Source organism: Desulfopila aestuarii DSM 18488 (genome assembly GCF_900143695.1).
Lineage (GTDB): Bacteria > Desulfobacterota > Desulfobulbia > Desulfobulbales > Desulfocapsaceae > Desulfopila > Desulfopila aestuarii.
The window spans coordinates 71349-85077 of the sequence record NZ_FRFE01000024.1 but is presented as its reverse complement, the minus strand read 5'-3'; the positions used below and the strand labels follow the sequence as shown (position 1 = coordinate 85077).

Annotated in this window: 7 protein-coding genes and 1 pseudogene; all 8 read right to left on the bottom strand. The window is 49.6% G+C overall.

Annotation, left to right across the window (positions count from 1 at the left end; genetic code table 11):
- A pseudogene (locus tag BUF15_RS19605) lies at positions 1 to 734 on the bottom strand (hypothetical protein); the annotation flags it as partial.
- A 683-nt stretch (positions 735 to 1417) separates the two neighbouring features.
- Complete coding sequence (locus BUF15_RS19595) at positions 1418 to 4000, bottom strand: TolB family protein (protein WP_073615408.1); 2583 nt, start codon at positions 3998 to 4000, stop codon at positions 1418 to 1420.
- Positions 4001 to 4064: 64 nt separating this feature from the next.
- A complete protein-coding gene (locus tag BUF15_RS19590; protein WP_073615407.1) occupies positions 4065 to 6221 on the bottom strand; it encodes a hypothetical protein in 2157 nt (718 codons plus the stop codon).
- 2 nt (positions 6222 to 6223) lie between these two features.
- Positions 6224 to 7030: a tetratricopeptide repeat protein gene (locus BUF15_RS19585; RefSeq protein ID WP_159441334.1), complete on the bottom strand. Its 807-nt coding sequence runs from the start codon at positions 7028 to 7030 to the stop codon at positions 6224 to 6226.
- A 78-nt stretch (positions 7031 to 7108) separates the two neighbouring features.
- Positions 7109 to 11314: a tropomyosin gene (locus BUF15_RS19580; RefSeq protein ID WP_073615405.1), complete on the bottom strand. Its 4206-nt coding sequence runs from the start codon at positions 11312 to 11314 to the stop codon at positions 7109 to 7111.
- A 71-nt stretch (positions 11315 to 11385) separates the two neighbouring features.
- Positions 11386 to 12480 carry a S41 family peptidase gene (locus BUF15_RS19575; RefSeq protein WP_143170790.1) on the bottom strand — a complete coding sequence of 365 codons (1095 nt, stop codon included), beginning with the start codon at positions 12478 to 12480 and terminating at the stop codon, positions 11386 to 11388.
- An 8-nt stretch (positions 12481 to 12488) separates the two neighbouring features.
- Entirely contained in the window at positions 12489 to 13034 is a 546-nt protein-coding gene (locus BUF15_RS19570) for a hypothetical protein (protein WP_073615403.1), read from the bottom strand.
- Positions 13031 to 13678, bottom strand: a complete 648-nt coding sequence (locus BUF15_RS19565) for a YMGG-like glycine zipper-containing protein (protein WP_084554235.1) — start codon at positions 13676 to 13678, stop codon at positions 13031 to 13033. Before BUF15_RS19565 ends, BUF15_RS19570 begins: the two co-directional genes overlap by 4 nt.
- Between the last annotated feature and the right edge of the window lie 51 nt (positions 13679 to 13729).

Sequence of the window (13729 nt, the reverse complement as noted above, 5' to 3'; positions counted from 1 at the left end):
AATTCTCCCTCAAACACCACTTTTGAGCATAACTCTATGCTGCTTGCCCAGACTCTACGGGTCGTGATATTGAACTCCCAAATCCCAGCTTCTGCTGAAGTCGCAGCCAGATGAAGACGATTTTCACTGATGAGCAATTTGCTTACCACCTCTCTTTGGCGAAGAGCACTGACGAAAATTTCGCCAACCAGTCGAAGGCGAACAATAAACTCCTTCTGCCAGAGAACCTCCTTTTCAATTGCATGGACAACGATGAGATGATGAATACGACCTGATACACATAAAGGAATCGCCAGGTTCGACGTTACCTTCAGATGAAGAAATGCCTGCTGGTCAAGTTCCGCTCCCTCAGGCAGATGGGCAATACTTGAAATGGCAAGGGTTTTCTGTTCATTTACGAGCTTGTGATAGCACCAGGGAAATACTTCAGCAAGATTGATTTCTTCAGAAACAGTCTCGACACCTTCGGCATACCAGGCATGGGTCACCCGCGCCACTGGCTGTTCAGCAGCAACTTCAAGAAGGCCACCTCGGCCAACACCCAATAAACAACAGAGCGTCTCAAAAGATGCAATGATCGCCTGATCGAGCTGTTCGGCAGGCGTCTTCACGAGACGATAGGAAATGGCGGCTATCTGCCCTTCCAGCAACAGGAGGTCCTCCTGGGAATATGGGCGAGACCGTTGCTCATCCGACGTATGGGACCTTTCGGGAATATGTAGAATATTTTCCATTTAAACCTTGTACACAGGTACCTGACTGTAATTTATAACAGCATGAGATTTTGAAATTGAGCAAGTGGCCTGAAGGTTGGTATATTCTTACAGAAATTATGCAGAGAAATTTCCTAACCTATTCTTTATTCAGTTATACGGTAGCACATTGCGTTAGGCAAACGAAAAGATACCGTCTTGATCGGGAGCAAGTCTCTGACTTCCATACAAATACAATCTCAACCACATCGTCGCTTAAAGATAGGACAGATTTTTTCGTAAAGGTTTCTACAGGTTATGACCAAAACATAACGAAAAAGAAAATACAGGAAGAGGTCAGAATTCGCTTTTGGAAGGTGAAAATTCAACAATACTAAAAATACTGCTTTATCTCTGCTTCCTTTTGGGTATCCCCCACAGGTGCTTTAGGCATGTGGACACTTTATCTATGATGTGTTTTCACATGAGACCACGTTGAATACATCAACATGTCGTTCAAGATCAAGGCATGCAAACAGATATAGAGACAGATAAAGAAGGCCTGCCACTGTCTCATCACAGTACCAGGCCTTCTTTTCATCGGCTAACTCCAATACTCATGCCCTGCTTTACCAAATAGCGGGATACCAAAAGCCACAAATCTGAAGGAATTCAGCATGGCCGAACCGGCCTTAAATCCTTCTCACTGTTTGTGACTATCCTTATTAATTCAGCGGGAGGTTTTCTCGCCGCAAGCGGTTCCCGTCGATGGCAAGATATTCAACACCTGACTCAGTAAATACGGCCCGAGGCGGAATGGCTTCGTGGGTGCGATCTTTACCTCCGAAATCGGCAACATGCATCTTCTTTTCCCCATCAATAAAAAAATAAATCAGATGGCGACCGTCAGGGCTGAACTGTGGAGGCTCTTTTTCATATATTTCTCTAACTTCTGGTCCTTCTTTGCCATCAACATATGCTCGCCATGATTTTTTTTGTTCTTCCAACCAGGCAATCCTGCTGCCGTCAGGACTGAAAACGATCTTGCGGGGAGAACCCGTGCCGCGTCCGATCTCTTTACCGTCGGCCAACACAACGTACTCCTCATCTTGGAGGCGGAAAGCTGCTGCCCATCGTTGGCCGTCAGGACTGAAGGTCAGGCCCACAATGGATTTAATTGACCCGTAGCCATGACTGAATTCCGTATCATCTAGAACCAGAAAGGATTCCTCTCCCTTCTTTCCCACGTAGGCGTACCGCGTACCATCATCGTTAAATAAGGGTTTGCTCCAGATATCTGTATATTCGGGGCCGATTTTTCCGTTGACGATCAAACATTCGACTCTCTCACCGCAAGGAGCGACGTATGCATAGGAAGCACCATCAGGTGTCACGGTAAATTCATATCCAGAACCCATCGTCGGTTTCAACTCTTCCTCGTTACGCACGAGAAATCGTTCACCATCCTCTTTTGCGGCAATGTAGTAGAGATCTGCCCTGTTCTGGGTGAAGACAGGATCGCTATAGATGGCAGAATATTTCGGCCCCTCCAGACCTTTTGAGGTCACAATCTGGGCAAACTCTTGCCCGGTTTGAGCGTCACGTCCACTTTCTACCCATGCAGCTGTCCCATCATAGGCAAGAATTGCTTTACTCACCCGCGCCGATGTCTCCCGAATCTGCATCCCGTCCAAAAAAACCCGTGACACATCATTAGCAACTTCCCCAGCAACCATTATATGTCCACCGTCTGCACTCATGGTCAAGGTTTCGATGTCTTTGAACAGGGGCCCTTCTGCGCCATTACATACCGGGATTTCCTTGTCTCCCAACTCGGCTTGAAAACAGAAGATCTCACCCTGAGATGAAAAACGCATGGAGTAACCTGTCACATCATCATAGCGTTTGCCGGGAGAACCATTGACCACCACCCATTTTTGTCCTTTTTTCTCTCCGTCGATCCAGGCCACGTGGTGCATGTCGTCTGACACCCGGATCTTTTTTGTCTCCATCGTGTAGGGGGGCAATTCAAAATCAAATTTCTCGGGGGCTGTAGCCCGATTCCCCTGGGAGGCAGTTACGGGCTCAACTTTGCCTACCTCATACATGAGATCCCCGACCACATATAAATCCCCGGGCATCGCAACCACAACCCAGCCAATCCGCCTGTAATCAAGACGCAGGGTGCCGAAATCGCCGCCACCTGGACTCAACACTTTAACCCTGTACGCCATATACACGCCGACAGCACGTGGGCCAACCAAGCGACCGGTGCTAGCGTCGAGGCGCGGCGTCCAGCGCAATTCGCCCTTCTCATCGTCAGAATATTCTATTTCGGCATCGCCCGACGCCTCGCTGGACGTCAGATATAAAAATGACTTACCGACTACTTTATATGATTTCCCGTCTTTCGACGGCGGTATTACAGGATTTTCCGGAGCTTCAACACGAATGACAATGGGATTGTCAGCCTGAGCGAACCCAAGGTTCAGATCATACGAGGAGCCCATAGCGCCCGAATCTTCAGACACAGGCAGATGGCTTAATCTGTCCTTAAAAAATCTCTGTTCCAATTGCCGTATTTCGGAATTATCTGGCAATACCTGAGGCAGCATGCGTCCAAAATAGGGGTCATCTTCCGCCTTCGCAATCTTCAATCCTTCGACCTTGAGGCGGGCCCGAAAAGTACCGGAAGTCTGCTCGCTGATCCGGAATTCCAAACCTTCCCCTTCCGCAGAGGCCGGCTCAGCAACCACTGCATTAACAGGCTCTACAACTTGCGGATCGGTTGATTCTTCCTGTTTCACGTTGCCCGAAAGCGCAGCGACTACCTGAGAGGTCGGAATGGCTGGTTCACCTGAATGCACCCAACGCTGCCCGCTTTTGCGGACCAGCGTACCGTCAGGAAGCTGGGTTTCATCAGCAGCAACGATCCATTCGAGATGCTCACCTTGCTCGATGAATATAGCGAGTTCGGTCAGGCTATCGTGCATTTTTGCCAGAATGGCGTCGCCCTGATCCCCTTTCGCAATCCAGCCTTTTATCGTGTTCAGATCGGCTCCAAGCAAATCCAGACCAGCTTCCTGACGAAGCTTTTGCGCCAACTGAATGTATTTGTCCGGTAAACGCCCCCAGGCACGCAGAGCACGAACGGTGATTTTGTCTTGCTGCTCCAGTTCCAGTAACCCAGCTGGCCCGGTTGCCGTTTCAATAGCAGACGAAGGTTGCTCCTGAGTACCAAAGGCTGTGCTCATTTCACTTGCATATACCAGGGCTGTCACCATTAACCACGCAGCCAAAAAGCGCATGTACGTTCCCTCCTCAAAATCAAGACCACTGAAGTCGATACGTACAACCCGTCATGGGGTTGTTCTATTGGGCCATTTGAAAGTTTATCTGCACCTGCTCGAGCATATTCCAGGTATTGGTGCCACCGTCAAACTCAACATTCTCCACTTCTTTCCATTTAAGCTCGCTTTTTGTCATATCTTTCCCATCACTATGAAATTCAACCTCTCCATAATGGTATGTTCCTCGTTTTTCTCTATCTCCTAAAGCATAGACATAGCGTAGTCCATTCTTTTTGGAGTACTTCAAATTACTGCCAAGGTTATGGGCTGGATCGAGTGACACCTCCCGAAATGGGCCTATCCGTATCTCTTCTTTGGCCATTAAGCCATATTCTCCGCTGATAATCTGCAGGTCGAGGCTGAGTTGTTGAATGGTTGCACCGTCGGTGGAAAAATGTAGAATTCCCGTGCCCTCGTAACGGAAACCGTTTTCCTGATAATTGACCGGAAAAGATATTTCAGTGCCAGGGCTTATCGTAGCTTTGACCGTCGCCCGGGTTGCTCCGTAACCTTTCTTAAAACTAATTTCCAGGTTTGGTGTATCCTTCATAATTTCCCAGATATCGCCGGTCAGTTCCTCGCTCGCAGTGTCTGCCTCAATCTCCACTTTTTTTTGCACCTCAGCGATCTTACCGAGATTGTCCTGCACCTGAAATATCAGTGTCTGAGATCCCAGCCCCATCGGCGCCTGCCAATAAAAGAGCGCACCAGTTGTCAAGCCCAGACCATTCATACCCACCGGTGTGTAATCTGGAATCCCCCCTTGAAGCGTGACTTCATACTGGACTTCCTCGCCTGGCTTCACCTTGTCCGGGCCAGTTACATTTGCCTCTCCCAATGGCGGAGCTTCAGCTATCATTTTCTCGATAAACGCCAATAGCGCCTGTGCTTGCTGGACCCGTGCATGCAGTTCAGGATATTGCCCCTGCGCCTCCTGCAGGATCACGAGGGCATCTCCGACAAGATTTTTTGCCTGAATCAGGTTGCGGCCTTGGTCGGCAAGGCGATACCCCTGCATATAGGGTATTCGAGCCTCGGCAATAATCCTGTTGGCATGCAGCTGTTCTTTCGCTTGTACGATATTCTTTTCAAGCTCATGAATTTTCTCGTACAAGCCTTCATTTGGGATTTTTTTACCATAGGTGAAGCGCTCGACCTTACTGAGATAGTCTTCCGCCTTCTGCAGCTGACCGGTTTTGATCAGTTCATCAACTTTGAGCATGCCCTTGATGACATCCATGCGCAGCTCCATGTCAGCCCATTGGTCTTTCATGGCAGCGTTTTCGAGATCATATTGCAGCATGATTATCTCGGTAACCAGTTCCTTGACCTGCGCACTCGACCAACTGACTACCAGACCGGGAAGAAAGCCTCCACCCAAGGATGCAACAGCTGCAGTTCCGGTAGCCTGCGCAACATAGCCAAAGCCAACACCTGTGGCACTGGCAGCTTTTTCTTCGGCATCACTCAGAGCAATGAGGTTGGGCACATCAAAGGCCAGGACAAAAACACCATCAACAAAGGAACCGAGTACTGTCGGATTATTGGTAAGGTAATCTTTTACTACGCCACGAGCTCCTTTTTCAGCTAGAAGCTGGCGAGCTGCGCGAGCCTGCTCGGGTGAGAGCTGTTTGAGGGCGGTTTTGAGATCATTAGCCAACTTTGCCGGTACCTCACCGGTCCGGGTAATAACATCCTCAATCTGATTGAGAATATCCAGGGCTTTCACCCCGGCACTATCCAGACCATCAGCTCCGTATCCGACCAGCTTCTTCAGACCGTCTGCATTGATTCCACGAAACGCACTGCTGCCGCTTTCATCCATCACCGCAACGGCAAAGGTTTTCAATCGGTTTCCTTTTATCAGCTCACCCAGCTCGGATTTTCCACTATTTGCCATGGTTTTCAGACGCTTGGCAAATTCTGCCAAAGCAGCTTTGTTGCCCTTTAAAACCTCGAGAGCATCCCGTACTTCCTTTGCTGCGGCCTGTCGTACTGTGTCAGGGCTCAAACCGATATTAACACCAGATTTAAATAACGATTTCATGGTGTCATCGATAATAACGGTCACCGCAATTTCGTCCTGGGTGGGCTGCTTGAGTTTCTCGGCAAATGACAGACCTCCGAAACCAAGAGAGATGCACATCACAAGAAGAGGTATCTTTTTAAAATTGAACATGATTACTCAACCTCCCACATTGCCAGCTGTGAACCCGCCTCAGCTGCCTGCTGCCGCAACTGCCTGGCTTTTTCCTCGTCCTGTTTGATCCAGAGGCCAGATGCATATTCATCAGCCAGTGCAGCCATAGCATCAGCTTCACCTGCGGAGGCTGCATCCTCGAGAAGTTTTATGGCTCTGTACGGATCTGGTGGACCGGTAGCACCGGTTTTAGTAAGCAGCGCGAGCGTAAGCATTGCCTTGGTATTGCCGGCGTCTGCCTGTACGCCAAGATCGGCAACCATTTGAGTAATATCTGTTGTGTCAACGCTTGTTCTGGGCGAAGAATTGTCGACTTCGACAATCTGCCCAACAATAGAGGATGAATCGCTGTCATGGACAGCGACGCGGGTCTCTGCACTTGTTTTTTCGGCAGATTTAACCTGCGCAGTTTCAGGAGGAACAACACCAGTGACAGAATTCATTCGCTCGACCAATGCGGTGAGAATGGCCTTCTGCTCTGCATTGAGCTGAAGTTGCCCATATTCTGCCTGCTGCAACCACGTCGTGAGTTGCTCGTTATTCGCACCCAGCAGATCGTACCCGAGGGATCGAAATTCAAGAGCCATGCCCGCTGTTGATTCGGGGACAAGCTTCCAGGCCCATAAGGCCCTGACGGTAAGCTTGCCCTGGCTCTGCAGCTCCATCAACTCTGGTGGCAGGGAATGAGGAGCCGGTTCAGTAGCATAAATATTGGACGGCGCTATCCCGATCATCAAAAGCAGTATCAGAATACACTGCCAACGCTTTATTATTGCTCCAGTGTTCATGATCAACTTACCCATAGAGTGATATTGCAATTCAGACCGAACCTGCATTTCTTTTCAAACATCTCACCTGCAACGGAACTATTGACTGCCATTCATGCGAAACGTCTTCAAAATCGCGTCAATAGTCTCCGTGGTTCCTCCCTGGCCTCGAAAGATTATCAGAGCCACACCTCTATTTCCGGCCATTGCCGGGAAAAGCAGATTGATGGCTGGTCCATCATCAACCCATGAAACGGTTGTTCCAGAAAGTTCAACGGGCCTTGAGCCAGACATTTCCGCTTTACTCTTCTGCCAATCCAATGCAATTCCGCCAGAAAGGCCATGGACCGGGGAATCGAAATCTCCTTCCCAATAGATGTGTAGAAGTTCGACTTCAGGTTCTTCCATCGTCCTATGCTTCCAGGAAGAGGGTAAGGCGAAACTGACATTGCCCAAAGTAATCGACTGCCATCCCTGGGCCGCAGATTCCTGTTCAGGAGGTGCGGGAGACGTTTTGTTAGTGGAAGGTGATGCTGACTGCACAGCAGGTGAAGGTGACGCAACTGTTACAGGAGCTATCTGGGTTGCCGTCCATTGATACGAGCCTTGATTATTCTGGGTGAAAGTGCCGGTGATGGTCACCTTGCCATCGTCACTGCGTGTAATTGTGCCGGTAAAATCCTGTCGCAGATCTGGCGACTGATTTTTCCATCCCGTCCTGGCAAATGAAACCATGCTCCCGGATATTTGCCCTTTGATACTTGAGTCGTGAGGAGGTTGGTCAGGGTAGACTCTGCCTGAAAAAGATGCTCCATTCTGCTCTGACACCAGCATCCTTCCTCTATGGCCATTCCCAACAATAGCCCATTCACCGATAAGGCTGGCGACATCTGATTTTGCGATTGCCTTGGGTGGCGTATTCTCAACGACAACAAGATTTCGACGCTGCTGAACAACATACCCTCCTTTGGGCCAGTCGTGATACGTGCGAATCTCGTATTCCCCTGCCGGAAGGGCCTTAAACGTATGGCGGCCAGAAGTTTTCCCATCTGTATAAAACCATTCAGCATAGGTGTTATCAGGCTTATCCTTTTGAATCAGGGTTATCCAGTCCTGTCGATTACCCGGCAAATTGTCATAACTAATTTCTATTAATTCACCGGCCTGATAGACATCTTTCACTGCATGTACCGACCCGGAGGTTGTTTTGGCTGGTGCTGGCGATGATTTCGAGACAGTCTTTGGCGAGGCTTTTGGGGCTGTAACCACTTTGGTACCGGTCTCTTTTGCGACAGGTTTACCCTGAGCTTTCGACGCCTTCGTCAGCTCAATATATTTTTCCAGTTTTTTCGCACGATCCAAAATGACCGGATCCTTGAAGATAGCAAGCCCCGCTTTGTATTTCTGGAGAGCATCACCATATTTTTGCTCTCTCTGCATTTGTTCAGCCTCGTTCCAGATCCCCCTGGCCCTGTTCTTGAGATTTGCGGTTTGCTCAAGAGTTTTTTGCAAACCCGCAAGTGTCTCTTCCAGACTTGCGTCACTTTGGATCGCAAGGCTGGCAGTGTACTGTTCAATCGCTAGATCAATTGATCCCGTTTCCTGATATTTCTGGCCAAGAGTTTTTTTCTGCTCAGCTTTTTGCACTTCACTCTTGTTGTAGGACAACTGTCGGGTGAGAGAATCTTTATTGTTCTGGTGATGCTCCCAGTCCTTGAGGCTTTTCTCAAGTACAACTATAGCGGCACGGCGATCTCTCGCTTTTTCGAGAGAGCGAACCTTCTCCCAGGTTGCAGCGAGAGTTTCTGTATATTTTTTACCGAGGGCGGCCACTCTCTCTTTAAGTGACACAAAAGCAGGGTCGTGAATAGCAGGAGGCAATGCACTATTGGGCGCCTTGAGCATCAAGAATTCGAGATTTTCGATCTCCCCTCGGGCACGTTGCAGCTGATTGGTGCGGATGTTTTCGGAGATTTCCGGAAAGGTCTTTTTCTTTTTTTCATCCCAATTCGTTTTCCATTGTTGATACTGGGCTTTTTTTTGCCGAAGCCGTCCAGCTTCCTGAAAGCTCCGTGGCCCCATCGTCTCGAGCACAAGATCCAGATTTTTGAGGGCTTGATCAACCTTGCCCTCCTGAAGCCTGTTGACCGCATGGTTCTCAAGATATGGGCCGACCATTGCCCGCACATAATCGGCATCACCCGGCAGGAGCAGATCTTTTATTGCCCCGAACTGGTTCGCTATGTCTTTTGCGACTGCTTCATCGTCTTTTGCTTTTCCTGCAACAATATCAGCTTTGATACTCTCCAGGTCGCCCTGAACACTTTTGGCATTTTCAACTTCCAACTGCCTGGTCCAGGAGTCAAAGACTGCTCTGGCCTCGTTGTAACGCATTTGGGTAACGCTGTTAAAACACCTATATTGCGCCTCTTTGTCACCAGCCGGTAAAGGGGTTTTCCAGATGGTGAGGGGGCCATTGCACTGGCATGGACCGTGGCCGATATCGGATGTGCATTCCGGGTTAAAAAGACCACCCAGCGAGCCGCCGCAGTCACGACAAAGGCAATTCAGAAACGGCAATGCATCTGAGTCATGAAGACCGATCTTCCTCATGTCGGTCATCACCCTGTCAAAGGCCTGTCGATCTAGAACGATCTGGCGCATAATGGCTGCCAGTTCGTTCTGCATCTTGGCATAGCCTTCCATAGCCTTTTCTTCTGTGAAATACTCCCAGATAGCATCAGGAAGGTACAAGACGCCAACAATCGCATCCCGGCCCATATAGGTACTTGTCTTGAGCAAAGTGAGAGTAACATGCTTGACCATAGATGGGTCCTGACCCGCCTCGTGCTCTTTAAGATAGCGTTCAATCTCTTCTCGCTCTGCCTGTTCAAAGGCAGGACCGATCCCCGTTCCTTCCCAGGCTGAGTGGTAATAACAGTTTCGGAAATAGTCCCAAAGGGTATCGGTAGCTTTAACATTATCAAGGGTGATGGTGATTCCCTGGTGCGCCATCAACACAGCCCCACCGGCTGTCATGATCACGGAAACCTTGCTCAGTTGATTGATACCGCTAATATTTTTGACACCGCTTTTAAAGGATGTCCATTTCGAGGCCGCTGCTACCTGCTTGATTGCTTTAGCCTCTGCGACCACATTTTTCGCAAAGGCCGGGTTCGCCGCCTTCATGGCATCATCTATGCGGCTAACGGCCTGACCGGCACGATTTGGCGGCAGGGAATTCAACTCTTGCGCCAGGGCTCGACTAATCTCACCAGCTTTGGCGGGATCCTTCCTGGCAATCTCAAGCAAGGTATCGATCATGTCATCTGCCGAGCGCTGCAAAGCATTTTTATGCAGATTATTGACGACAGAAGCATCTTTGGCGGTAAATGGGTTACGGCCAATAGTGTCAATGTTTTTGACGGCCTTGGTGAAGCCCTTTCCGGTTTGATCAGGAGGAGAAAGATGATACTGCTCGCGAAGATGGGTATTTAGCTTGTCGATCCGATCATGATATTTTGATGCCTGATAATCATACTGCCTCGCCTGCGCTTCAAACGCCTCAGCCTTGCCTGGGTCTGTCGTGCGAATCGCTGCTGCATTTTTGCGAAGGTTATTCGCTTTTCGAATTTTAGCATCGGCCATCTCTTTCATGGTCGAACTAAATGAGGCTGCTTCATCAATTCCCATGGGCTGTGTTGTGCCCAGCTTGAATTGTGCTGAAGCAGCTTTGGGATCCGTATAGGCGGTCCCCCCATTATCATTGATATACTTGACGATCTTCTGAAATTCCGCCGGATCAGTGTGGGCGGGATTGGGCATAAAGTCTGTTTCGGTATTGATGCGTCCGGTTGGAGGCTCGAGCCCTTGACTTTTAAAATGCTGTTTGACGATTTTCTGATAGTTGTCGTCAATTTTTTTCATGTCTTCCAGGGTGAGTTTCTTACCACCCCTGGCATTGACATTGACATCGGTGTCGGTACCCGGATTGAATTTTCGGTTACTAATGCTCGGATCATACCCCAACTCTCGAACAGCCTTATCTGCAAAGCTTTCATTGAGTCGAAAAAAATCGTCCTGACATGACGCGTAGGTGAAATCAGATATCTTCCCTTCCTGGGCCAACAGATTCACTTCACTGTTGTTGATGAAGACCATCATTTCCTGTTCAGGCAGGGCTGTACCTTTCGCCACCGCCTCAGCAGCTTCCTTTAAACCATTTGTCCATGCGCATGCCAGTGATGGAAGAAGGCTAATCGATGCGATAATATGTATAATTCGGTATAGTTGCAGAAGTTTCATCGCCCCCTCTCTCACGCTTAATTATCGATGGCCTTCAACAACGTTTTTAGCCACCTTTGCCGTGTTATCTTTTATAAAAGAGCATCTGCTTCGGAAACAAGCCATGTAAGGTCTCGTAATTCAGCATCTCTCACATCCCGATCCGGCTGCAAACCAACCCCAGAACAGGATGTACCATCAGGCAGGCGAACCTCCGCATTGGTGTAGCGCAAAACTGAGCCATCAGAGAGGTGAACATCGGTCTGGGTGACACATTTTCCGAATGTTCGCTGGCCAATGAGCTTTGCCCGCCCATATTGTTGCAAAGTCCCGGCAAAGACTTCAGCCGCGCTTGCTGTATCAGGGCCAACCAGCAGTGCCATCGGCATAGTGAATTTTTCCCCGTCCGTAGACCGAATTTCGCGGTTGTCATCTGCGCGCCTGCACATTGTTCCAAGGATCGCCCCTTGTGGAAGGAATAAGCCAGCCACATCAAATGCTTCATACAAATCCCCGCCACCCGCATCACGCAGGTCAATAATCAGCACATCTGATCGAGCACCAGTCGCAGCACGAGACTCTCTGCCAAGGAAATCCAGAGTGGCCAGCAAAGCCGATTTGGTGAGTCCTCCGACAAACCTGCGTATACGGAGCACCTGATGTACACCCGGCGTAATCGGTTCTACATCAAGAGGTGAGAACATTTCCCTCTCAACCTGGAACCGACTCATCCTTCCCCCCGGCTGCTCAACAAAAAGTGAAACGGAGGTCCCTTCCATACCTTTGAGGCTATCAGCGATACTTTCTACGTCGACATGGGCGACGCTCTTACCGTCGATCTCAATGAGCCGGGAGTGGTCGGCAATACCGGCCAATTCCGCTGCACCACCATGGTATACTGCTAAAAAAAATTTACCATCCTGCTCTACCAGATCAGCACCAATGCCAACCCAGGATTCACGCCGGGACATTGGGGAGTGATACTCGTCAGATTCGAAATAGCGCGCATAGTTGTCTATTTCCCGCAGCTTTTGGAGCAGGTTTTCATCACTCATGGCAGCCAGCTGTGATTCAGCCGGAGGCTTGAGCGACTTCTCCCTCAGAATCTGACGAATTTCCTCCAGAGGTGCCGCCCAGGCCAGACACGATGCCGAAAGAACCAGCATCATGAGCAGAAGCAAGGACACATAATGTCTCACTGAACTAATTCCATCTGCATTTTCATGAGCAGGTCGTATTCGCGAGCCAAAGCATCTCGCTGTTTCTCAAGCTGCTTACGGCGCAGATCGACATCTGCATCGCCAAGACCGCTGCCTTCCAGGGCATCGAGGTCAGAAGCCTGCTGCCCCATCTTGGATTTGAGTGCCTTGACCCGTTTGTCCAGTTCAGCAACCCGCTGTTGGTCTGTTCCCTGCTGCGCAGCCAGGGCCTTTGATTTTTTTTCCAATTGGGCTATTTCAGATTGCATGGCATTGACCTCGGCCTGGTCTTTTGCCACCTTGGCATAGGCTGCAGATTTCTGTTCCTCGAGCTGACCGGTTTCAGCATCCAGTTGCCTTTGCGTGGCCCGTAGTTGCTCAAGACGCGCCTCGCGTTCTTTTACGCGATTCTCATAACTGCCGCTGCTCAAGCCGGAAATACCGCCTAAAAGCCCCCCTGAACGTGGATCCTGATCTACACCCGCACAACCAGCAAGCATACCTGTCAGGAAAATCATGATAACGATTGTTCTCGGTTTCATACAGATAACCTCTGATCAATGCTGGCAAGCTGGGTGCTTCCATCGCGGAGGGTTTCCAGGTTTTTCTGCAGGGTATTCACCTCTTTTTCCAGCCTGGCAATGTACTTGTCATCTGCCGGACGATCCTTTCGCTCCTGCGCTAGAATGGCATTCTGGACTTCAAGCTCCTCGGAAAGTGTCTTCTCAAGTTTGGCATTGTCAGCAAGCTGCTTTTCCAGATCGTTCTTTTTAGCCGCAAGGGCCTTTTTATCGACTTTGCCCTTGTCGTATTTGGCACGAAGCGAGGTGGATTCCTTTTCCAGAGAAGCTATTTCCTTCGTCAGTTGCTTATTGTAGGCAATAGCGGTCTTATTGAACTCCTGAGTGCTGGCAATCTCGGCATCAAGGAAATCTTCGGTATTGGCATAGGCCTGTTTACGCTTTGCGACTTCGTTTCCAACCAGAAAACCAAGTCCGGCACCGGCCGCCGCGCCAATGGCCGCACCCTTCTCACCGCCGATTACAAGACCCAACAAACCGCCGGCTACTGCGCCAATAGCGGTCCCCTCAGCTTTGGTGCGCCCTTGGTCGGACATGCCGGCACAGCCTGGGATTAAGGAACAAATGAGCAGTACTAAAACAACCATCCTCATAGTTTTCATCATGTGGCTCTCCTCTATCTATTGCTTTGTATCTACGAACCCCGTTGAACGGGA